The 21,690-nt window shown below is 69.3% G+C and carries 15 protein-coding genes and 2 pseudogenes; 10 read left to right on the top strand and 7 right to left on the bottom strand.

Translation table 11 applies throughout. The features are described from left to right. The first annotated feature begins 493 nt into the window (after nt 1–493). The gene (locus tag N4G66_RS42920; protein ID WP_261709755.1) at nt 494–1,378 is read left to right on the top strand and encodes a universal stress protein; all 885 of its coding nucleotides are present in this window, start codon (nt 494–496) and stop codon (nt 1,376–1,378) included. 134 nt (nt 1,379–1,512) lie between these two features. Here N4G66_RS42920 and N4G66_RS42915 read toward each other — a convergent pair whose 3' ends face one another. Then, nucleotides 1,513–2,190 carry a DUF4389 domain-containing protein gene (locus N4G66_RS42915; protein WP_261709754.1) on the bottom strand — a complete coding sequence of 226 codons (678 nt, stop codon included), beginning with the start codon at nt 2,188–2,190 and terminating at the stop codon, nt 1,513–1,515. A gap of 696 nt (nt 2,191–2,886) precedes the next feature. Here N4G66_RS42915 and N4G66_RS42910 point away from each other — a divergent pair. The 5 genes from N4G66_RS42910 (at nt 2,887) to pflA (ending at nt 8,491) form a co-directional block, all read left to right on the top strand. Further along, nucleotides 2,887–3,957: a zinc-dependent alcohol dehydrogenase family protein gene (locus N4G66_RS42910; protein WP_261709753.1), complete on the top strand. Its 1,071-nt coding sequence runs from the start codon at nt 2,887–2,889 to the stop codon at nt 3,955–3,957. Between the two features lie 18 nt (nt 3,958–3,975). Beyond that, the gene (locus N4G66_RS42905; RefSeq protein WP_261709752.1) at nt 3,976–4,755 is read left to right on the top strand and encodes a helix-turn-helix domain-containing protein; all 780 of its coding nucleotides are present in this window, start codon (nt 3,976–3,978) and stop codon (nt 4,753–4,755) included. 155 nt (nt 4,756–4,910) lie between these two features. Continuing rightward, nucleotides 4,911–5,351 (top strand): pyridoxamine 5'-phosphate oxidase family protein, encoded by a 441-nt coding sequence (locus N4G66_RS42900; RefSeq protein ID WP_261709751.1) that lies wholly within the window; start codon nt 4,911–4,913, stop codon nt 5,349–5,351. Between the two features lie 147 nt (nt 5,352–5,498). After that, nucleotides 5,499–7,757 (top strand): formate C-acetyltransferase, encoded by a 2,259-nt coding sequence (gene pflB, locus N4G66_RS42895; RefSeq protein ID WP_261709750.1) that lies wholly within the window; start codon nt 5,499–5,501, stop codon nt 7,755–7,757. A 5-nt stretch (nt 7,758–7,762) separates the two neighbouring features. After that, entirely contained in the window at nt 7,763–8,491 is a 729-nt protein-coding gene (gene pflA, locus N4G66_RS42890) for a pyruvate formate-lyase-activating protein (RefSeq protein ID WP_261709749.1), read from the top strand. Here the strand turns inward: pflA and N4G66_RS42885 are convergent. From N4G66_RS42885 to N4G66_RS42865, 5 genes and pseudogenes are all read right to left on the bottom strand, one after another. Continuing rightward, complete coding sequence (locus tag N4G66_RS42885) at nt 8,408–9,943, bottom strand: 3-hydroxybutyrate oligomer hydrolase family protein (protein WP_261709756.1); 1,536 nt, start codon at nt 9,941–9,943, stop codon at nt 8,408–8,410. The genes pflA and N4G66_RS42885 overlap by 84 nt on opposite strands. A gap of 163 nt (nt 9,944–10,106) precedes the next feature. After that, the gene (locus tag N4G66_RS42880) at nt 10,107–11,582 is read right to left on the bottom strand and encodes an extracellular catalytic domain type 1 short-chain-length polyhydroxyalkanoate depolymerase (protein WP_261709748.1); all 1,476 of its coding nucleotides are present in this window, start codon (nt 11,580–11,582) and stop codon (nt 10,107–10,109) included. Between the two features lie 285 nt (nt 11,583–11,867). Then, on the bottom strand, nt 11,868–12,449 hold the full coding sequence (locus N4G66_RS42875; RefSeq protein ID WP_261709747.1) for an Rv1733c family protein: 582 nt from the start codon (nt 12,447–12,449) through the stop codon (nt 11,868–11,870). Between the two features lie 342 nt (nt 12,450–12,791). After that, a pseudogene (locus tag N4G66_RS42870) lies at nt 12,792–13,069 on the bottom strand (bifunctional acetaldehyde-CoA/alcohol dehydrogenase); the annotation flags it as partial. Nucleotides 13,070–13,096: 27 nt separating this feature from the next. Continuing rightward, nucleotides 13,097–13,972 carry a universal stress protein gene (locus tag N4G66_RS42865; RefSeq protein ID WP_261709746.1) on the bottom strand — a complete coding sequence of 292 codons (876 nt, stop codon included), beginning with the start codon at nt 13,970–13,972 and terminating at the stop codon, nt 13,097–13,099. A gap of 275 nt (nt 13,973–14,247) precedes the next feature. Between N4G66_RS42865 and N4G66_RS42860 the strand changes: the two genes are divergently transcribed. From N4G66_RS42860 to N4G66_RS42850, 3 genes are all read left to right on the top strand, one after another. Then, nucleotides 14,248–15,969 carry a sensor histidine kinase gene (locus N4G66_RS42860; RefSeq protein WP_261709745.1) on the top strand — a complete coding sequence of 574 codons (1,722 nt, stop codon included), beginning with the start codon at nt 14,248–14,250 and terminating at the stop codon, nt 15,967–15,969. Nucleotides 15,970–16,613: 644 nt separating this feature from the next. Continuing rightward, nucleotides 16,614–16,820: a DUF5988 family protein gene (locus N4G66_RS42855; RefSeq protein ID WP_261709744.1), complete on the top strand. Its 207-nt coding sequence runs from the start codon at nt 16,614–16,616 to the stop codon at nt 16,818–16,820. 233 nt (nt 16,821–17,053) lie between these two features. Continuing rightward, nucleotides 17,054–17,503, top strand: a complete 450-nt coding sequence (locus N4G66_RS42850; RefSeq protein ID WP_261709743.1) for a universal stress protein — start codon at nt 17,054–17,056, stop codon at nt 17,501–17,503. A 168-nt stretch (nt 17,504–17,671) separates the two neighbouring features. On the opposite strand, the pseudogene N4G66_RS42845 reads toward N4G66_RS42850, so the two are convergent. Next, nucleotides 17,672–20,113, bottom strand: a pseudogene (locus tag N4G66_RS42845) (SpoIIE family protein phosphatase). Nucleotides 20,114–21,058: 945 nt separating this feature from the next. On the opposite strand from N4G66_RS42845, the gene N4G66_RS42840 reads away from it, so the two are divergent. Next, nucleotides 21,059–21,690: P-type ATPase (locus tag N4G66_RS42840; protein ID WP_261709742.1), on the top strand; the 632-nt coding region annotated here is incomplete at its 3' end.

The raw sequence follows: 21,690 nt of genomic DNA, 5'->3' as shown, positions 1-21,690 counted from the left end.
CGACGGGCAGCGCTCGCAGCATGGTGGACGTGGTGGAAGTGTTCATGATCCTGCCTCTTCCTGGCGCGCGATCCTTCCACCCCCAAATCTCAGCCCCGGTCCCGCCCGCCGCCATGGGCCACCCGGCCCCCGCTGCGGGCCGCATGGCATCGGCTGGGGCCGATCGGGTCGGCGGAAGGCACTGCCCGGCCCCTGCGCGCGGGCCTCGCCCCCGTACCAGGCTCGGCGGGAGAAAGGATTCCGTGGGCGACGACCGCCGCACGGTCCGTGGAATCTCCGCCGAGCGCACGACGCCGGAGGTGTGGATCATGCTTCGACCGGTCGCAGCGGGGATCGACGGATCCCCGGAACCGCCCTGGCTGGACCGTGTCGACGGGGTCGTGAAGTCCCCTTCCGCATGGGGCTGGTCGGTCCCCTTCGAGGACCAGCGGCCCCTCCTCCCACAGCCGTGCGAACGCAAAACTGATCACGTATCCCTCAAGGAGGCCAGCACATGTCCCACATCATCGTCGTCGGTCTGGACGGTTCGCCCGAGAGTCTCGCAGCGGCCGATTGGGCGGCTCGTGAGGCCCTGCGCACGGACGCGCACCTGCGTGTCGTGCACGCCTGGCAGTGGCACCCTTACATATACGCCCCGCTGGCCGGCGTCTCAGTTCCCTCGCCGGAGGACGATCCGCAGCGCGCGTGGGCCGAACGTCTGCCGCACGAGACCGCGGCCCAGCTGGCTGCCATCCATCCGGGCCTGTCGGTCAGCGCCGAGCGCATCGCCGAGCAGCCTGTCACCGTGCTCCTGGCCATGGCTGAGGACGCCGAACTGCTGGTCCTCGGGTCCAGGGGGCTGAGCGGAGTCGCCGGTTTCCTGACAGGTTCCGTCGCGCAGGCCGTGGTGGCCCGGAGCCGGATTCCGATCGTCCTCGTACGCGCGGCAGAAGGTTCCGAGGACGTGCATGGAACCCGCGACGTGGTGCTCGGCCTCGACCTGGAGCACTCGGACGCCTCCGTGATCGAATTCGCCTTCCAGGCGGCGGCCCGCAGGGTGGCGGACCTGCGCGTCGTCCACGGTGGGAGCGTGCCGCCCTACTACGGCTACAGCGGATCCACGGATCCGGCGGCCGACGCGGAATTGCTCCTCGAGGCGCAGCAGCGCCTGACCGACGTACTGCATCCCTGGCGTGAGAAGTTCCCCTGCGTCCCGGTCCATGAGCAGGCCGTGGTGGGCGGTGCGGGCCCCCACCTCGTGGACGCATCACGAAACGCGGACCTGGTCGTGATCGGTCGCCGAAACCGGCAGAGTCCGGTCGGCGCTCACATCGGCCCGGTGACCCAGGCGGTACTGCATCACTCCGCCGCCCCGGTCGCGGTGGTCCCGCACGACTGAGTGCACGACTGAGTATCGGGGCCGGGACCTGCCACGAGGGGCCCCGGGGAACTCGACCCCGGGACCCCTCGTGCTGAGCGCGGCCCGGCCCAAGAGCGCCCTGCTCGCCCTCCGGCACCCGTGCCGGGCGCTGGTCAGCGGTGGTCCTGCGGCCCCGTCTGTGTCCGGCTCTCCTCTGAGCCGCCCATGTCCAGTCGGAACGGTGGATAGACATCGGTCATCAAGGCGGAGTACGCGGCTACGCGCAGCACCCATCGATTGAGGCCCATGATCAGGTCGTACAGGTCCTTCGGATATTTCTCGGTGAACGCGAGGAGGACTCCGGCGATGAGCGTCAGCACGGCGAGGAGACCGCCACCCCACAAGCCGGCGTCGTAGCCGCCGACGAAGAAGCCGACGACGATGTACTGCGGAATCGCCAGAAGCCACCACTTCACCAGCACCAGACCGCGGGAGAGCCGCTCCGGGTAGGCGATGTCGAGCCGTGCCGGGTAGTCCGGCTCCTCACCGAGACTGAACGGTGGGTACCGGTCAGTGCCGAGGGCGCCGTACGAGTAATAGGCGACTCGCCAACTCCAGCGCAGCACACCGACGTTGAAGTCGAAGAGGGCGCGGGGATAGCGCTCGGTGAAGAGAATGGCAAAGAACGCGATCACACTCACCACGGTGAAGGCGATCCAGAGAAAGAACAGCACCACGTAGTGCGGTACGGCGAGGAGCCATTTCACCAGCCACAGCCACCGTGACAACGGCGCGTCGAGATGGGCGGTCACCCTCACGGGACGGTCTGGGAAGGTCGTCGGGATCGTCATGGGATCAACTCCTTTGCCTTGAGTGAGCTTCGGGTCAGGGCGCCTTGTGTCCCCACTGCGGTCGGAGCCGCTGCCACTCGGACCCCTCCACCGGTTGGAGCGCCGCTGGTCGAGCCGCCACCGCGCCAGGCCGCCGGCTCCGAAGACCACGCCGTCGAGGGCCACAGCGGTGCCGATGCCCAGCAGGCTCGCTTCGGCAGTCGCAGCGCCCTCGGCGGCGTCGCGGTGAACAGCCTCTCCGCGATCATCCAGATCACCACGGTCGATCGGTCTGTGTCCGGATTCCACGAGGGCATGGTCGGCCGGGAGGAGCCCGCCGCGGCCGGCCGGGATGGCGTGGCGGTCGGGACACAGCCGGACGAAGGACGTGTGGGCGGCGCCGTCACCAGGTCGGCGAGGGTGCCGCCGAGCGCCATGACCGTTCGGACGATCAGGACCGTGCACGCCTCGAAGACGTCGTCACGGCGGCGCGGCGGACTTCTCCGCGAGTGCCGACCCCGCTGCCTCGCACCCTGTGCTGTGCGCATGGCGCCGCTCCTCCTCGCTCTACCTCAACAGTGCAAGGGGAACGCGGCGCGCGCGAGTGGTGGCAGGGGCCGCCCGGTCCCGCGGTGGGGACCGACCGGCCCATGCGCGAAGGATCCGTCCCGGTCAGGCTGGAGCTACCAGGTCACGTCACGACGTGAAGGGATCGTCATGAAGGCACTCGTGTTCCACGGCCCGGGAAAGTCCGCTTGGGAGAGCGTGGCGGATCCCGGTATCCAGGAGGCCACCGACGCCATTGTCCGGGTCGACACCGTCACCATCTGCGGCACCGACTTGCACATTCTCAAGGGTGACGTGCCGGAGGTGACCCCTGGCACGGTCCTCGGCCACGAGGCCGTCGGTGAGATCGTCGAAGTCGGCAGCGACGTGCGTACGGTCCGGCCGGGCGATCGTGTCCTGGTCTCCTGCATCACGGCGTGCGGCCGTTGCCGCTTCTGCCGGGAGGGCGCATACGGCCAGTGCCGTGCCGACGGTGGCTGGATCCTCGGCCACCTGATCAACGGCACACAGGCCGAATACGTCCGCGTCCCGCACGCCGACCTGTCCACACATCTCCTGCCAGGGGCCGTGGACAGCAAGGACGCGGTCCTGCTGGCAGACATCTTCCCCACCGCCTACGAGGTCGGCGTGCTCAACGGGCGGGTACGCCCCGGAGACACCGTCGTTGTCGTAGGAGCGGGGCCCGTCGGGCTCGCCGCGATCGCGACGGCGCGCCTCTTCTCGCCCGAGAAGATCATTGCCGTGGACCTCGCTCCGGCCCGTCTCGACGCCGCCAAGCGTCTCGGTGCCGACGCTGTCGCCACGGCGGGCGAGGAGGCCGAGCAGCTCGTCTCCGACCTCACCGACGGGCTCGGAGCCGACGTCGTCGTCGAGGCGGTCGGTGTCCCGGAGAGCTTCGAGATGTGCACGCGCATGGTGCGGCCCGGCGGACACGTCGCCAACGTCGGAGTGCACGGCAAGCCCGCGACCCTGCACCTCGAAAGCCTGTGGATCAAGAACGTGACGATCACCACCGGCCTGGTCGACACCCACTCCACCCCCACGCTGCTGCGCATGATGGCCGCGGGCAGGCTCCCGGCGGCCTCCCTCATCACCCACACCTTCCCGCTCGACCACATGGAGGAGGCGTACGACGTCTTCGCCCGGGCCGCCGACACGGGCGCGCTCAAGGTGGTCCTCGGCGAGCCGCAACACGATGCCTTGACGGTCAGGACGCCCTGACGGAAGGAAGCGAAGGCAATGTCCGAACAGACACGAAGGGTCACGTTCAGCGCGACACCGCAGGGCGAGGGCACACCCGGGGCACCGCCGGCCGCGACAGCAGACATCAGGGAGACACCCCGGCCGACGGTCCGCACGGCGGCTTCGGCCGCGGCGGCACCGGGCGACATCGGGCGGCGTATCGCCGCGCGGCGCGAGGAACTCGGCCTGACCAGGGAAGACGCGGCCGTCCGTGCGGGCACGGCCGCCGGTTACCTCCAGTACCTGGAGGAGCAGTCCACGGCGAGACCCGGAACCAGCGTCCTGATCCGGCTCGCGGACGCCCTCGACACGAGCGTCGCCGCCCTGCACGGCGGCGAATCGGGCCTGCCGCCCGGCCTCGGCCAGGCGGCCGACCACTCCGAACTGATCGAGCTCGGCCCCGAGGACTGTCTTGCGCGGTTGTCGACGCACGGCGTCGGAAGGCTCGCCACCGCTGCTGACGGCGGCCTTGTCATCCTTCCCGTCAACTACAGCGTCATCGACGGCACGATCGCTTTCAGGACCGCGCCGGGTTCGACGATCGCGGCAGCGGTCGGATCGAACATCGCTTTCCAGGTCGATCACGTCGACGAGGCTCTCAGCCAGGGCTGGAGCGTGCTCGTCCAGGGCAGCGTCCGGGCCGTGACCGCACCGGACGTCAGACGTCGGCTGGACGCTCTCGCCCACAGCCGTCCCTGGGCCGGCTGCGAAGGGCGCGACCTGTGGCTACGCGTCGAACCGGACCGGATCAGCGGACGCCGGATCGCGGTGCGGTGATCCAGGCACCGCGCGCAGACCGCAGGAAGGAATGACCTTCTCCGTTCTCCGGAGACCGGCAAGGCCGATGAGCCTTGGCCTCGATTGTTGTCCCGCCACAGGTGGAAGCGTCGCTTGTGACCGAAGCGCTGTACGCGTGAGAGTTGACTCCGCTGATGAATCCCAACGACGGCTTTCGTGAACTCGGCCGGCAGGAATGCCTGGACCGGCTCGGTGACGCGCCCATCGGCAGGGTCGTCCACACGCGCGACGCCCTGCCCGCGGTCCTGCCCGTCAATTTCTGTCTCGACGCCGATTCCGCCGTCGTTCTACGGACGTCGGCGGACTCGGAACTGGCCCGCTCCATCGACGGAGTGGTGGTGGCGTTCGAGGCCGACGCGATGGACGCGGCCGCGCACTCCGGCTGGAGCGTCGTCGTGACGGGGCGCGCCCTGGTGGTGAACGATCCCGCCGAGCACGATCGCCTGACCCGAACAGGACCTCGTTCCTGGGTGGCCTCGCCCCACGACGTCTTCATTCGCATCGCGTCCGAACTGGTCACCGGCCGGGAACTCGTCGGCGGCCGCACGCAGTACGGGCTGGAGCGGTATTCCTGACCTCCGCGATCGTGGGGTGGGCCGAACGGCCCTCGGACGAGGGCGTTCGGCGTTCCGCCCGGTACTGTCCGGCCCTCGTCCCGGTCACCCCGAACGACAAGTATCGACAGTGCAGGACATTCCGAGCAGCGTGAGGGGAGACCGGCGATGACCACAACGATGACGGCTGGGGGCCGGACGAGCGAGGCATGGCAGGGCTTCGCCGGGACGGCGTGGCGCGAGCGCATCGACGTCCGCGACTTCATCCAGGCCAACTACACGCCCTACGAAGGAGACGCGGCCTTCCTGACCGGCCCGACCGAGCGCACCCGGGCCGTCTGGGACACGGTCAGCGCGCTGTTCCCGCAGGAGCGGCGGCGGGGAATCCTCGACGTCGACACCGAGACCCCGTCGACGATCACCTCGCACGCGCCCGGATACATCGACCGTGAGCGGGAGTTGATCGTCGGCCTGCAGACCGACGCGCCGCTCAAGCGCGCCATCATGCCCAACGGCGGCCTGCGCATGGTCGAGAACAGCCTGAAGGCGTACGGCTACCAGCCCGACCCGTTCGTCACCCGCGTCTTCGGGACCTACCGCAAGACCCACAACGACGGCGTCTTCGACGCGTACACCCCCGCGATGCGCGCCGCCCGCAAGGCCGGCATCATCACGGGTCTGCCCGACGCGTACGGCCGCGGCCGGATCATCGGCGACTACCGGCGGGTCGCGCTGTACGGCACGGACCGGCTCATCGCCGCCAAGCGCGCGGAGCGCGCCGAACTCGACGCGGCGCCGTCGGCCGAGCACATCATCCGCGACCGCGAGGAACTCGCCGAGCAGATCAGGGCGTTGGACGAGCTGACCCGCATGGCCGCGACCTACGGCTGCGACGTCTCCCGCCCGGCCCGCACCGCCCACGAGGCCGTGCAGTGGCTCTACCTCGGCTATCTCGCCGCCGTGAAGGAACAGAACGGCGCGGCGATGTCGCTGGGCCGCACCTCGACCTTCCTGGACGTGTATCTCCAGCGCGACCTGGCCGCGGGCGTCCTCGACGAGACCCTCGCCCAGGAACTGATCGACGACTTCGTGATCAAGCTGCGTATCGTACGGTTCCTGCGCACCCCCGAGTACGACGCCCTGTTCTCCGGCGACCCGACCTGGGTCACGGAATCGATCGGCGGCATCGGCGCGGACGACCGCACGCTCGTCACCCGCACCTCCTTCCGCTTCCTGCAGACCCTCTACAACCTGGGACCGGCCCCCGAGCCCAACCTCACCGTGCTCTGGTCGCCGCAACTACCGTCCGGCTTCAAGGAGTTCTGCGCCCAGGTCTCCATCGACACCAGCGCCGTCCAGTACGAGTCCGACGAACTGATGCGCCCCCGCACCGGCGACGACACCGCCATCGCCTGCTGTGTCTCGGCGATGGCCGTCGGCCGGCAGATGCAGTTCTTCGGCGCCCGGGTCAACCTCGCCAAGGCCCTCCTGTACGCGATCAACGGCGGCCGGGACGAGATCAGCGGCGAGCGGATCGCCCCCGAGACGGCGCCCCTGACCGGCGAGTACCTGGAGTACGAGGAACTGTCGAAGGTGTACGACGGGATGCTGGACTGGCTGGCGGAGACCTACGTCGGCGCGCTCAACGTCATCCACTACATGCACGACAAATACGCCTACGAACGCATCGAGATGGCGCTCCACGACCACCCCGTGCACCGGTTCATGGCCTGCGGCATCGCCGGCCTCTCCGTCGCCACCGACAGCCTGTCCGCCGTCAAGTACGCCCGGGTCAAGGTGATCCGCGACGAGACCGGGCTGGCCGTGGACTACGAGATCGAGGGCGACTACCCGGCGTACGGGAACAACGACGACCGGGCGGACACCATCGCCGTCGGCCTGGTGGACACCTTCATGACGAAGCTGCGCGAACACCCCACCTACCGGGATGCCGAACACACCCAGTCGGTCCTGACGATCACCTCGAACGTCGTCTACGGCAAGCACACCGGCAACACACCCGACGGCCGCCGCGCCGGACAGCCCTTCGCCCCCGGCGCCAACCCGATGAACGGCCGCGACCGGCACGGGGTGGCCGCCTCCGCGCTCTCCGTCGCCAAACTCCCCTACGAGCACGCCCGCGACGGCATCTCGCTGACCACGACGATCACCCCGGAGGGCCTGGGACACGTGCCCGGCGAACGCGGCGGCCATCTGGTCGGCATCCTCGACGCGTACATGGCCTCCGGCGGCTTCCACATGAACGTCAACGTCCTGGACCGGGCCACCCTGGAGGACGCGATGGAACACCCGGACAAGTACCCGGAGTTGACCATCCGGGTCTCCGGCTACGCCGTCAACTTCGTCCGACTGACCCGCGAACAGCAGCTCGACGTGATCAGCCGCACCTTCCACGGAACACTGTGAGGACGATGACGACGGGCCGGATCCACTCCTTTGACCTGTCCACCGGCGTGGACGGTCCCGGAACCCGGTTCGTCCTCTTCGTCAACGGCTGCCCACTGCGCTGCCTCTACTGCGCCAACCCCGACACCTGGCACATGCGGGACGGGAAGGAGGCCACCGTCGACGAGGTGATGGCGGAGATCGAGAAATACCGGCCGTTCATCACCACCGCAGGCGGCGGAGTGACGATCACCGGTGGAGAACCCCTCCTCCAGCCCGCCTTCACCGGAGAGGTGCTGCGCCGCTGCAAGGAGGCCGGACTGCACACCGCCCTGGACACCTCCGGCTTCCTCGGTGCTCGCGCCACCGACCAACTCCTCGCCGACACCGACCTGGTGCTGCTCGACATCAAGTCCTTCGACACCGACACCTATCGTGAGCTGACCGGCGGCCGGCTCGAACCCACCCTGAACTTCGCCGAGCGCCTCGACCGCCTCGGCGTCCCCATGTGGATCCGCTACGTACTGGTCCCCGGCTGGACCGACGATCCGCAATCGGTCGACTCCCTGGCCCGGTTCGTCGCGAATCTCGGCACGGTCGACAGGGTCGACGTACTGCCTTTCCACAAGCTCGGCGCGGAGAAGTACGACGCTCTCGGGATCCCGTTCCCGCTACGGGACAACCCCGTTCCCGACCCTGCCATGATCGACCGGGTCCGCCAACGCTTCAGGGATCACGGTCTGTCCGCCTACTGACACGCCCTGTTCGAGCGGGCAGCTGGTCAGTAGCGTCGTCTGGTCCGCTCCGGCCGGGCGCGGGACGGTGTGGCCCGCGGGAGGTCGGCCCTCGCCGGCCAGCCATCGTTCGAGCGCGGTGAAGGCGGAGCGGTGGCAGGGGACCATCGGGCGGAGCTTGTCGGGAAAGGTGTCGACGAGGGAGTCGGTGTGCGTCCCGTCCTCGATGCGGTAGTAGCGCAGCAGCCCGCCCCGCCCGGCCTCACGCACCATGCGGGTGTAGACGTCGGAGTCCTGGCTGATCGGCAGCAGCACGTCGAGTGTGCCCTGGAGGGTGATGAGCGGCTTGCCGATGCGTCCGGTCAGCGCGATGCGGTCGACGGCACGGTGGACCGCTCCCGGCCGGGCGGCGTAGTCGTAGTCGGCGTCGCAGCCCGGGGTGCCGGAGGCGCAGTACGGGGTTCCCGCCTCGGTCGCACCGTCGTAACCGGGGTCCAGTTCCTCGCGATAGATGCGCTGGGTCAGATCCCAGTACACCTGGTGGTGGTACGGCCACAGGAACTCCGAGCCGGCTGGATAGCCCGCGGCGTGCAGGGCCTTCTGGGCTTGTTCGGCACCGGCACCCCCGGCCGCGTACACGGGGTACTCGCGCAGCGCGGGCGGCAGGAAGGTGAGCAGGCTGGGGCCGTCGGAGCGCCACAGCGTGCCCTCCCAGTCGACTCCTCCGTCGAACAGCTCGGGATGGTTCTCCAGCTGCCAGCGGACCAGGTAGCCGCCGTTGGAGATGCCGGTGGCGATCGTGCGGACCGGGAGCCGGTGGTATCGCTGCCTGACAACGGAGCGGGCGGCCCGGGTGAGCTGGGTGACGCGCATGTTCCACTCGGCGATGGCGTCACCGGGCCGGCGGCCGTCGCGGTGGAAGGCGAGCCCGGTGTTGCCCTTGTCGGTGGCGGCGTAGGTGTAACCGCGGGAGATCACCCAGTCGGAGATCGCGCGGTCGTTGGCGTACTGCTCGCGGTTGCCCGGTGTCCCGGCGACGACCAGTCCGCCGTTCCAGTGGTCGGGAAGGCGGATGACGAACTGCGCGTCGTGGTTCCAGCCGTGGTTGGTGTCGGTGGTGGAGGTGTCGGGGAAGTAGCCGTCGATCTGGATCCCGGGCACTCCGCTGGGTGTGGGCAGGCCCTTGGGGGTGAGGCCCGCGTAGTCGGCCGGGTCGGTGTGGCCCGAGGCCACGGTCCCGGCGGTGGTCAACTCGTCCAGACAGTCGGCCCGCTGGAACTCCGCGCCCGGCACCCGCGGTGGCAGATCAGGTGCGGCGCAGTGCCCGCCCGCTGCCCCGCCGACGGCGGGTGCCGCCGCGGCCGGCGCGGGGACGGTCGAACAGGCGGCGGCGAGGGACAGTGCTCCGAGAGCGACGCGCCATCTGGGCCGTCGTCCGCGGGGCGGGGCGACGGTCGTACGGGGTGAGGGCATCCGATGCCTCCGGGGCACGTGGTGAATGGTGGATGCACCGGAGGCTAGGGGCGTGGAGACGGCTCGGAACATGTGCTGGTCCACCATGGTGGCGGCCCCGATGGGGTCGTCGGCCACCATGGTGGGCCTGTCACCTCGCCGGACCAGGGATGTGTGGGCCCTGTCAGGGGCAGCCGCCGTCGGCGACGGTGTAGTAGCCGGTGGGTGCCTCCCTCAGGGTGTGCGTGACGAAGGTGTTGTACAGGCCCATGTTCTGGCTGGAGCCCTTGGCATAGGTGTAGCCACCGCTCGTGGTGGCCCGTCCCGCCTGGACGTGGCTGTAGTTGCTGCCCGTCCAGCAGACGGCGGTGCCGCCGGTGGTGGTCGCGGTGATCGTCCCCGAGCCGGATCCCGCCGTGCCGCCGGCGTCCCGGGCGGCGACCGCGTAGGTGTGCGATGTGCCTGCCTGCAGCCCGGTGTCCGTGTACGACGTGCCGTTCGGTGTTCCGACCGGGGTGCCGTCGCGGCGCACGACGTAGTCGGTGGCGCCGCTGACGGCGTTCCAGCTCAGGCCGATGGTCGTGTCGGTGGCTCCCGTCGCCGCCAGCCCGGTCGGCGCGGGTAGGGGGCCCGTTCCGGTCCCGGAGCCGTCGAGGCCGAAGAACGCGGCGATCCAGTGGCTGGAGCAGATCGAACCCAGGAAGTACGGGGCGTCCGTGCCGCCGCACTGCTCCGGGCCGGTACCCGGGTCGACCGGGGTGCCGTGACCGATGCCGGGAACCCGGTCGACCTCGACGGCGACCGTGCCGTCCGCGGCCAGGTACTCGTCGTGCCGGGTGGAGTCGGGCCCGATGGTGGTGGTGCGCGTGGGGGTCTGGGACAGCCCGTGCAACGCCGTCCACTGGTCGCGCAGTTCACCGGCATCGAGCGGTGCGACCGTCGTGTCCTGGTCGCCGTACCAGATGGCCGTGCGCGGCCACGGGCCGGTGTACGACGGGTATGCGTCGCGCACCCGCTGGGCCCAGTCGCCCGGGCTCAGGTCGACCCCCGGGTTCATGCACACGTAGGGGCTGTTGTCCTTGGTGCAGTTGTAGGGGAGCCCGGCGACGACGGCGCCCGCGGAGAAGACGTCGGGGTAGGTGGCGAGCATGACCGCGGTCATGGCGCCGCCCGCGGACAGGCCGGTGACGTAGACGCGCCGGGAGTCGGCTCCGTACGTGGAGACGGCGTTGCTCACCATCTGCCTGATGGAGAGGGCTTCCCCCTGATCGCGCCGGTTGTCGCTCGGCTGGAACCAGTTGAAGCACTTGTTGAGGTTGTTCGAGGAGGTGGTCTCCGCGAGCACGAGCAGGAACTTGTCCCGGTCCGCGAGTCGGGGCAGCCCGGAATTGTCCGCGTAGACCTGGGCGCTCTGGGTGCACCCGTGCAGCGCGACGACCACGGGCGGGTTCGCGGGCAGGCCGGCCGGCCGGTACACGTACATGGTCAACGCGCCGGGATTGGAACCGAAGTCGCCGACGCGGGTGAGTGCGACGGCGGCGTGGGCGGGGGCGGGACCGGTCAGCGCGGCGCCCAGGACGAGGGCGACGACGGTGAGGAGACGGGGCAGGGCGCGGCCCCATCGGCTCCGGAGGCGAACTTGGGCTGAGGAACGTTGCATCGGCGGCTCCTTCATCGAGTGCCCGGCGTGCTCTCGACCGTCGCGCATCGCTGGGCGCCGGGCGCGCTGAGGCGTTGCGGCACCTTAGAAGCGGGCATGCGGCGCCGACATGGCATCAGGCACCACAACTGGCCCCGAGTCAGTCGACTGCACACGGATTGCTCGCGTGCCGCCCGGTCTGATACGGGCGTTGCGATCGGCGAGGACGTCGGGGCGGTCAATCCTCCGAGCACGTAGAAAGCTCCAGGCCGCTGTGTGACCTGGAGCTTCGAACGCGTTGCGTGTTCAGCCTGTTCTGTGACTCCAACGTGGTCCCACCAGGTCCCATTCGTCGGCCCATCCGTCGATACGACGCCTGTCCAATCGGTGCCGGACCACAGCGCCGGCGCCGAAGACGATGCCTGCGAGGGCGAGGGCCGCGGTGGTACCAAGGAAGCCGGACTCGACGGCTGCCGCCGAGGAACTGGGCGGAGCGAGGGCGAGCCGGCCTTGTCGGTCCTGCCAGACGGTGATCTCGGCTCCGGCCTTGAGGCCGGTGCTCACCTGGGTCCGGCCTGTGCGGGCGTAACCGCCGGGTGTCGTCCAGCGCACCGAGGCCGGCCTGTGGTCGGTGGTCGTGCCCAACGCGGTGACGGTGCGTGGTGCGTCGTTCAGGAGCACGGCTCCGACGGGCTGTCGCTCGGCTCGCTGCCGAGTGAACACCGCGTCCCCGGCGAGGGCCGTCACCAGCCCGGCGGCGGTGCCGCCCAGGGCGACGATCCCCCACACGGCCAGCACGATCCAGGCTTCCACGACGTCGTCGCGTCGCCGCAGTGGATTCTTCTTCCACCGCCAGAGCCACTTCCTCGTGTGTTCTCCCCGGGCCATCGGTCTGCACCTCCTCGTCGTCGTGGTTACACGTTCGACGGTGACAGCCAGGAGGGCGCCGGGACATGGGCCGACCAGGTACCGCCGCGGGGCCGGTCGGCCGTAACCCAACGCCAGGCGAAGGCCGTTGAGTGCAAGGAGCTCGTGATCTGTCGACCGCGGATCTGGTCCCACCAGCCGAGCGGATGCCCTAAGGACTCAACTTGTAACCACACCACCGAGGGGGTGCCCTCGGGCGATCTGGGGCGCCGGCTTGTCGCACGCCGCACTCGACTCGGACTGACAACACTTGTGCCGCATGTCGGCGGAGTCGACGTCCTTGCCCTCGGCCTGCTGTTCGTCAATGTGGGCGGGGATCCCGGCGCCTACCCCGAGGGCAGGTTTGCCGGCCGAACAGGCGGCCCTGACCATCGCGTTGTCGCCGGTGGCGAGGATCAGCGAGACACCCGGCTGCCGCATCAGGGCGCCGGTCGTCTCCACGGACGGGGCTTCGATCCATTGCACGCAGTCCTGGGCGCGCCCACGGCGACCGCCGCGCCGCGGAAGATGCGGGCCGCTTGGGCGCTGGAGCGCTGGACGGAGGGATGAAAGGCGAACACGACCGGGTTGCGGGTCTTCAGCGGTGGGCGCCCTCGGCGGGCGACGGATCAGACTGCCCGCGGTACGACGGCCACCGGGCAGGCGCTGTGGTGCAGGAGGGTGTGGGACACCCGGCCGAGCTGGAGACCGAAGCGACCGGACCTGCGCCGCGCTCCGAGAACCACCAGATCGGCGGCGGCCGAGCGACTGACGAGCACCTTGCGGGCCGATCCTTCGACCGCTGTCCTGCGCAGACGCACAGCGGGATGCTCCGCCGCCGCGTCGGCGACAAGGGCGTCGAGCAGGGCGGAGGCCTGCTGCTCATGCTGATGCGCCGGATCCTCGGCCGACGCCCGGTCGTCGGCCGTCTCGCGTGCGGGGCAGCGCCAGGCGCGGACGACGTCCAGCTCACACCCGCGTGCCTCGGCCTCCCGGAACGCGAACCGGACGGCATCGCGGCTCGTCTCGGGGTCTCCGGCACCGAGCAGGACGCGCCCGTGCGAGCCGGCCAGAGCGGCCTTGTCACCCCTGACCACGATGACCGGGCAGGATGCGCGGGCCGCGACCGCCAGGCCCACCGAGCCGAGCAACGTCCCCTTCAGCTCTCCGCGGCCTCTTGAACCGGTGATCAGGGCGGCGGCATGCGTTCCTTCGTCCAAGAGGGCGGACACCGCCTCGGCGGCCACCGCTTCCGTGGAGACCTTGATATCGGGGTTGTACCGGTGGACGCGTTCCGCCGCCGAAGCGACGATGTGCTCCGCCAGTACTTTCTCGGAGGTGCGCTCCCGGCTCATCGTCGGCAACGCTCCCTCGTACCGCTCCCACAGCGAGGCGTGGACCAGCCGCAGCGGAAGCCCGTTGCGGGTGGCCTCGTCCACCGCCCAGTCGATGGCCAGGAGGCTGCCGTCCGATCCGTCGACGCCCACGACGAGGGGGAGAGTCATTGTCTCCACCGCCTTCTCTCTTGCTGCGATGTCGTGCGGGGGTACCACTTTCACGATCGTCCCCGGCGTCAGGCGGTGGCAGGGGCCGTCCAGCCCTTTCCCGGGACTTCCGGCCCTGGCGCGTGGAGCCGGACACCGGTCACCGGTCACAGGTCACAGGTAGGGCCGGTTCTTCGGCTTACCGGCCCCACTCGGGGAGGGCTACCGTGATTACGTCCCCTTGCGTGCGGGCCTGCACGCCGACCGGGACACACCGAGAGGCCGGGAGGAGCAGCGTGGGAACCCCGGACGAGCTCCGCGGACTGCTGCCGCAGCTGAAGCTGGACGAGCTGTTGGAGGAGCTGCAGGCCAGGCTGGACGCGGCCCGGAGCACACGTGACCGGGTACAGAGCCTGCTCGAAGCGGTCCTGGCCGTCGGCCGGGAACTGGACCTGGAACAGGCCCTGCGCTCGATCGTCGAGGCGGCCGCGACGCTGGTCGACGCCAAGTACGCGGCGCTCGGTGTGATCGGATCCGACGGCATGAGCCTGTCGGCGTTCCACACCGTCGGCGTCAGTGAGCAACAGATCTCCGACATCGGCTCCCTCCCGGAGGGGTGCGGCATTCTCGGCGAGCTGATCCGCCACCCGGAACCCCTGCGTCTGGAGAAGCTCTCGCAGCACTCGGCGTCCTACGGCTTTCCGGCCGGCCATCCGCCGATGAACAGCTTCCTGGGCGTTCCGATCCGCGCACGCGACGAGGTCTTCGGCAACCTGTATCTGACCGAGAAGCGCGGCGGGGCGCCGTTCGACGAGGAGGACGAGTCGTTGCTGTCCACGCTGGCCGTGGCAGCCGGCGTGGCGATCGACAATGCCCGCCTGTACGAGGACTCCCGGCTTCGCGAGCGCTGGCTGAAGGCGAACGCGGAGATCAGTCACAGCCTGATGTCCGGCAGCGGACGCGCCGAGGCGTTGAACCTGATTGCCGAACACGCCAGGGACATTTCCTGCTCGGCCTTGGCGGCGGTCGCGATGCCCGTGGAGGGCGGCAGGTCGCTCAGTGTGGAGATTGCCGTCGGATTGGACGCGGGGGCGCACCGGGGCCTGGTGCTGCCGCTGAAGGAGACCCTGGTGGGACTGGCGTTCTCCACCGCTGTCCCCGTCAGCAGTGACGACGTCACCCAGGATGAGCGGATTTCCCCCGAACCGCCGCGCTTCCAGGGGCTGGGCCCAGCAGTGGGCGTCCCGATCGGCACCGGCGCGGGTGATGTACGAGGAGTGGTGCTGCTGGCCCGCGAGACCGGCCGACCGGTCTTCTCCGGCACGGAGACCGCGATGCTGCAGGGATTCGCCGTGCAGGCCGCGATCGCCATGGAACTGGCCGAACGGCGTCTGGACGCCGAGCGGATCGCCGTGCTCCAAGACCGCGACCGGATCGCCCGTGACCTGCACGACCTGGCCATCCAACGGCTGTTCGCCACCGGAATGACACTGCAGAGCGCGGGCCGGTTCATCACCCACCCCGAGGCCTCCGAGCGGGTGCTGCGGGCCGTGGACGACCTGGACGAGACCATCAAGATCATCAGGTCCGCCATCTTCGGCCTTCGGGCCCGTGAGAACGACGCGACCGGGAGCGGACTGCGGGCCAAGGTCGCCAAGGCGGCCGGCGAGGCCAGGCAGGGGCTGGGCTTCGCGCCCGGCGTGCGTATGGAGGGTCTGCTCGACACCGACGTCCCGCGCGAGATCGCCGACCATGTCGTGGCCGTGCTCATCGAGGCTTTGGCCAATATCGCCCGGCACGCCCACGCCGGCCGGGCCGACGTGGTGCTGACGACCGACGGCCGTGAGGTGCGTCTGAAGGTCTCCGACGACGGGGTGGGCATTCCGGCGGACGGCCGCCGCAGCGGACTGCGCAACATGGCCGAGCGGGCCGAGCAGCTCGGCGGGCGCCTGGAGGTCGCCGCTTCCGGCACCGGTGGCGCCTTGGTCGACTGGCAGGTTCCACTGCCGGTGAAGTAAAGAGCGCCCAGGGGCAGGGAATCCAGCACGGGGACCAAAGAGGTACGTTTCGGGCCTGCTCGTCCCATGACGCGGACGGCCCTGAGGTCTCAGGCTGAAGGTGTCTCGTGACGGCAGCCGAGCCTTCGGAGGACGCCATGAGCGGCACTCCGGCCTTCGTGACCGATGTGATGGCGAAGCGGGTCGTCAGCCCTCGCGCCGGAGCCGCCTTCAAGGACATCGCGAAGGCCGTGCACGGATGCCAGGTCAACGGGAACGCGCGCACGCCCTGGTCTCGCGCCCGATCGGTGAGGCAGCGGAAGCGGGCTGGGAATCGAATCGTCCTGTACCGGATCGCCGAGGCTCGCGGCATCGGGGACCCGGCCACGGCATGGCTGGACGGGAAGGGCGCCACCCGCTTCTCGCGGATCCGAATTGCGCGGTGCGCGGCTGCCGGCCGCTTCCCCGCGTCTCCAAGGGGTCCTTCCCGCCGCTACCAGCACATCAGGTGCCTTCCCGTTCCACCAGGGCGGATCGACCCTGGTCGAGGTGAAAACCGGTCCCACGGCGGGAAGTCGGCCAACGCCGCCCGCCACGGGAACGGCCGGAGCGCCCCTCGGCGCGTCGCGGGGGTGCGCTCCGGCATGGGCAGAGAAGATCTGGTCATGACCGACGCGACAAAAGCAGTTCTTGAGGGTGGCCCTGACGATCTTCCTGAGCGGATCGTTTCGGTTCCGGCGCCCGACCTCGACATCAAAGTGCCGTTCCGTGGAGGGTACGAGCACTTCCGGGCCACGACGCGTCAGCAGGAGACCGAGAAGGGCCAGTTGCCCGTCTACGAGTGGTGGGAACGCACGGAGCTCCCGGGGTAGCCGACCGCACGGAGCATGCGACCGGACGGGCGTTGTCAGGCGACGAGGTGCACTCGGGGAGGGGGCCTGCCTACGGCGGCGACCGTGTGGGTCATGACGTCGCTGACGATGCTCGGCTGCCGTACATGATGACTCTGTGAGGTCTGGATCGGTCCTGCCGCCACCAGCGTGCGCTGGTGCGCGGGGTCCCTGAATCTGTGGTCCGGCGGGTGTACGACGCTGGTGTGGAGACCGTGGAACGTGTGGCTGCGCTCGCGGAGGACCAGGCTTCTGGGATCCGAGTCACCTCCAAAGTCAGCCGGGACGCCGCTGCCTCGGCGCACAAGGCCTCACTGCGCGTCCTGAGCGCCTACACCTACTACCAGTACGCCGGGAGCATGGTGCCGTTGCTCGACGACCTCCCTGAGGTCGCTGAGGAACAGGCGAGTTCCATCGCCCGCCTTACAGCGCCCGTGCGGGACGAATTTCTGGACCTGACGGTGACCAGTGAGCTGGTGCGAACCCACTCCCCGGCCGGCGCTCTCGTCGACGCGTCCGCTCATGCGGACCTGGTTGTGGTCGGTGCCCGTCGGCCGGTTCATAGGCTCGGGACACCGTTGGGACGCGTCGTTCACGCTGTACTGCACCACGCGCACTGCCCCGTGGTGGTCCCCTACGGTGAGCGTCACCGCTCCGGTGACTGACCAGACGTACTGCTTCGAGACGTTTGGTATCACCGGTCAGTGACTTGACCGGATGGGTCGCCTTGCCTGGCTCACGCTGAGCAGAGATGCGCGGTGTGACCGTTGTCAGCGTTCAGGTCGTTCAGGAAGGGATTGCGAGGAGGGGGCCCGTTTCGCCGCTCACCGACCTTACGCTTGCTCGTTCGGAGTACTCATCTCTGCCCAGATCGTTTTCCCTCCGGGCAGGTGGCGCGTTCCCCAACGCTCGGCCAGCTGGGCGACCATCATCAGGCCGCGCCCGCCTTCGTCGAACATGCGGGCCCGGCGCATGTGCGGAGCGGTGCTGCTGCTGTCGGACACCTCGCAGATGAGCGCGGCGCCCCGGATCAGGCGCAACTGGACGGGAGGGCCGCCATAGCGGATCGCGTTGGTGACCAGTTCGCTCACGATCAACTCGGCCGTGAAGGTGACCTCGTCCAGTCCCCAGTCCGACAGTCGCTGGGCGACCTCGCTCCGCGCGCCGGCTACTGCCGCTGGATCGGAGGGCAGATCCCAGGTGGCGACCTGGCTCGAGTCGAGGGACCGGGTACGTGCCAGCAGGAGGGCGACATCGTCCGATGGCTGAGCAGGGAGCATCGTCTGGATAATGTCGTCGCAGGTGGCGTCCAGTTAGTGCGCGGGCTGCTCCAGGCGGTGGAGCAAGAGCGCCATGCCCTTGTCGAGGTCGTGTTCTGGGACTTCGATGAGGCCGTCTGTGTACAGCGCCAGGAGGCTGCCTCGGGGCAATTCCCATTCGACGGCTTCGAAGGGGAGCCCGCCCGTCCCCAGCGGCGGTCCGGCAGACAGTTCGATGAATTCGGCCGTGCCGTCAGGCGTCACCATGGCGGGTGGGGGGTGACCCGCCGTTGCGGCCGTGCAGCGACGCGAGACAGGGTCGTACACCAGGTACAGACAGGTTGCGATGAGATCGGTGACCATGTCGCCTCCCGGATCCGAGGCTGTGCCCTCCTCGGTTCGGAGGTGGGTGACCAGGTCATCGAGGTGGACGAGGAGTTCCTCGGGAGGAAGGTCGACGTCGGCCAGCGTGCGTACTGCGGTCCGCAGCCGTCCCATGGTGGCTGAGGCGCGCAGACCGTGGCCGACGACGTCACCGACGACCAGGGCGACGCGGGCGCCTGACAGAGGGATGACGTCGAACCAGTCGCCGCCCAGCCCGGCCCGGGAGCGGGCCGGCAGGTAGCGGTGAGCCACCTCGACGGCATCCTGGGCGGCTACCCGCTGTGGCAGCAGGCTCTGCTGCAGAGTCAGGGCAGTGGTCCGCTCGCGGGTGAATCGGCGGGCATTGTCCACGGCGACGGCCGTGCGAGCCGCGATCTCCTGCGCGAGCAGCAGATCGTCGTCGTCAAAGGGATGCCGGCGCCGGTGGCGCACGAGCACGGCCACCCCGAGCGTGATTGCTCGGGCGCGCAGCGGGACGACCATGATCGAATGCATTCCGAAAACGCGGACCTTCTCGGCACGCCCCGGGTCTGCCATCTGCCAGCTACCGACGGCTTCGTCAAGGGTGCGGTGCAATGATGAATGGCCTGTGAGCAGGCAGCGGACGGGAGGTGAGGACGCCGGGTAGTAGTCCACGTCTCCAGGTTGGATCAGCGACTCGGGCACACCGGGCAGGACGGACTGCTGCGCCACGCGGCGCAGACCGATGGAAGCCTCGTCGGAGGGCATCGGCTCGAAGCCGCGCAGCAGTGAGTCCAGCAGGTCGATGCTGATGAAGTCGGCGAGTGGGCCCACCGCTATGTCGGCCATTTCCTGTGCCGTGCGCGTGACGTCAAGAGTGCTGCCTACTTGTGCGCTGACGTCGTTGAGCAGGGCCAGCCGCTCTCGCGCCCGGTGCTGTTCGGTGACGTCGAGCGCTATGAGCTGAACATGGCGTATTTCCCCAGCCGGGTTCCTGACAGGGGACACGGTGACAGCCCAGTGGCGTCCATGGGCTTCGGGACGTGGTCGGCCACGTACTTCGAAATGCTCCGGCTTCCCCGTCTCGAAAACTCTGCGCATCCCCTCTTCGACCTTGGTGCAGATGTGGGGAGGGAGGATGTCGGTCACACGTCGGCCGCGTATCTGCTGCTCCGAGAGGCCCAGCGCGCGGACCGCTCCGGCACTTCCGCGCAGGGCCCGCAACTCGGCGTCGTAGATCATCACAGGCAGGTGGCACTGCGCGAAGGCTTCCTCTGTCGTCGCCTCGGCCTCATACAGCGGTGGCGCCGGACGCGGAGACGGCTGCCGCGGCGGCGTGGCGACGATGAGCCACTGTGTGCTCCCATCGCGGTCGAGTGACGCGTACGCCCGGAGCTCGGCTTCCACGTCATGGCCGTCCCGGTGTCGCAGAGGGGGCGTCCCCCGCCATCCTCCGTCGGCTGACGAGAGATCCACAGGGGCGTCGGCATTCCGGCCGAGCAGGCCGACCGCCGGACGCCCGACGACGTCCTCGGACAGGTACCCCAGAAACTGCTGGGCACCGGTGCTCCACCCCGTCACAATCCCTCGCGCGTCCACGACTGCCGTCGCCGCGGTGACCGGATCCGGAAGCTGGCCGTTTCCGAGGGGACCAGCGTTCTCCATGTTCATTCATCGCCCATCCTGCCCCCGGGCTCGGGGCCCGCAGGGCACAGGTGAACCCGCGGCGCGGCGTACGGGTCGTTCCGGCGCGTCGACTCCTTCCTCACTTGTATCCCTTCTTGCCCGAGAACGCAGGTCGGCGAGTGAGGCGCGGCCAGACGCGGCACCGAGAACCCTCAGGGTGGCTGTCCAACCCGAGGGTGCCGCAGCTCATGTCACGCGCAGGCCTGGCGGCGCAAGGGCCTTTCCTGCCCCAGTTCGTTCCTCATGGCTCATGTGCCCTGATTCCCTGCGGAGTTGACTGGAGGTGCAAGGGAACAACGACGACTCGGAGGGAGTGAGAACAGTGGGTACGAGTCTCACGCCGGAGTTCTGGACGATGTTCGCGGTACTCCTCGTTGTTGCCATGGGCGTTACGTTCGTCGCCACGGCGACGCTCGACGCGCTCGCCGTCCGGCTACTGCGCCGTCACGTACACAGGGCACCGACGGCCGCGCCGTCCCGATCGGCGCACGCGGACGACCGTGTGCCTGTCAGGCACTGAGGTGTCGGATCGAGTCAAAGCTGCCGGAAGGCGGACGCTCCCGGAAGCCTTGCATTTTTCGGGGGGATCGGGCCGCTCTTCTGCTCTCCAGTCGGACAGCATGGGCCGAACGTCCCCGACAAGGGTCGAACCGCCCCTGCTCCCCACCGCCCGACGATGCGAGGGTGACAAGGGACCCCCTCACCTGCGCACATCCGCGCAGTCTCGCGAAGAGCGGTGAGGAGATGAGGCTCCACGGTGTCGGGGGGTGTTGACCGATGATCGGATTCGACCCGGTTCACCGTCGACTTGGCAGTGGAGGAGTCAGCGAGCCCCGGGGCCGCGATGCGTATGACCGAGCAACTGCGCCGAGATCACCGAACCAGCCCGTGCCCGCAGGACCGTTCCCCCGACTCCGGAGGCCGAGCAAGGTGAGTGTCATTACTTCGGCGCAACCGCCCATGCCCGCACAGGGGGTGATGTCCGCTGCGGTTCTTCCGGCGGATGATGTCCTTCGTACGCTCGACGTCGCCGCTGGGGAAGGCCTGGGCGGCGCGGAGGTTCTGCGACGCCAGGCAAAGTTCGGCCCCAATGCTGTGGCTACCCACCGTGCCCGGGTGTTCCCTGTCCTGTGGCATCAGCTCCGCTCACCGTTGCTCGGACTGCTGGCGGCGGCCGCCGTCGTGTCTTTCCTGGTGGGAGAGCGAAGCGACGCGGTGATCATCGGGCTGATCGTGAGTGCGTCGGTGGGACTGGGATTCGTCAACGAATACCGGGCCGAAAGGGCGGCCGAGGCGCTGCACTCCCAGATCCGCCATCAGACCGTGGCCTTGCGTGACGGCAAGGCCATGCTCGTCGATGTCACGGCACTGGTCCCCGGTGATGTGGTGGAACTGCGTCTGGGTGACATCGTGCCGGCGGACCTGCGGCTGATCGCGGTCACCGGTTTGGAGTGCGACGAATCGGTGCTGACCGGAGAGTCCCTTCCGGTGGACAAGAGTCTCGCGGCGGTCGCGGTCGGGACTCCGCTCGCGGAATTGTCCGGCTGTGCCTTGATGGGTAC

It is taken from the genome of Streptomyces rhizosphaerihabitans (assembly GCF_025399795.1).
Lineage (GTDB): Bacteria > Actinomycetota > Actinomycetes > Streptomycetales > Streptomycetaceae > Streptomyces > Streptomyces rhizosphaerihabitans.
The sequence above is the reverse complement of the archived record's forward strand: the minus strand, read 5'-3'. Positions and strand labels throughout refer to the sequence as shown.

Excerpts from the sequence above, each read along its gene's own strand:
- N4G66_RS42915 (WP_261709754.1), bottom strand. The coding sequence starts at position 2,190 with ATGACGATCCCGACGACCTTCCCAGACCGTCCCGTGAGGGTGACCGCC.
- pflA (WP_261709749.1), top strand. The coding sequence starts at position 7,763 with ATGACGACGGGCCGGATCCACTCCTTTGACCTGTCCACCGGCGTGGAC.
- N4G66_RS42880 (WP_261709748.1), bottom strand. The coding sequence starts at position 11,582 with ATGCAACGTTCCTCAGCCCAAGTTCGCCTCCGGAGCCGATGGGGCCGC.
- N4G66_RS42910 (WP_261709753.1), top strand. The coding sequence starts at position 2,887 with ATGAAGGCACTCGTGTTCCACGGCCCGGGAAAGTCCGCTTGGGAGAGC.
- pflB (WP_261709750.1), top strand. The coding sequence starts at position 5,499 with ATGACCACAACGATGACGGCTGGGGGCCGGACGAGCGAGGCATGGCAG.
- N4G66_RS42875 (WP_261709747.1), bottom strand. The coding sequence starts at position 12,449 with ATGGCCCGGGGAGAACACACGAGGAAGTGGCTCTGGCGGTGGAAGAAG.
- N4G66_RS42885 (WP_261709756.1), bottom strand. The coding sequence starts at position 9,943 with ATGCCCTCACCCCGTACGACCGTCGCCCCGCCCCGCGGACGACGGCCC.
- N4G66_RS42865 (WP_261709746.1), bottom strand. The coding sequence starts at position 13,972 with ATGACTCTCCCCCTCGTCGTGGGCGTCGACGGATCGGACGGCAGCCTC.
- N4G66_RS42905 (WP_261709752.1), top strand. The coding sequence starts at position 3,976 with ATGTCCGAACAGACACGAAGGGTCACGTTCAGCGCGACACCGCAGGGC.
- N4G66_RS42920 (WP_261709755.1), top strand. The coding sequence starts at position 494 with ATGTCCCACATCATCGTCGTCGGTCTGGACGGTTCGCCCGAGAGTCTC.
- N4G66_RS42900 (WP_261709751.1), top strand. The coding sequence starts at position 4,911 with ATGAATCCCAACGACGGCTTTCGTGAACTCGGCCGGCAGGAATGCCTG.
- N4G66_RS42855 (WP_261709744.1), top strand. The coding sequence starts at position 16,614 with ATGACCGACGCGACAAAAGCAGTTCTTGAGGGTGGCCCTGACGATCTT.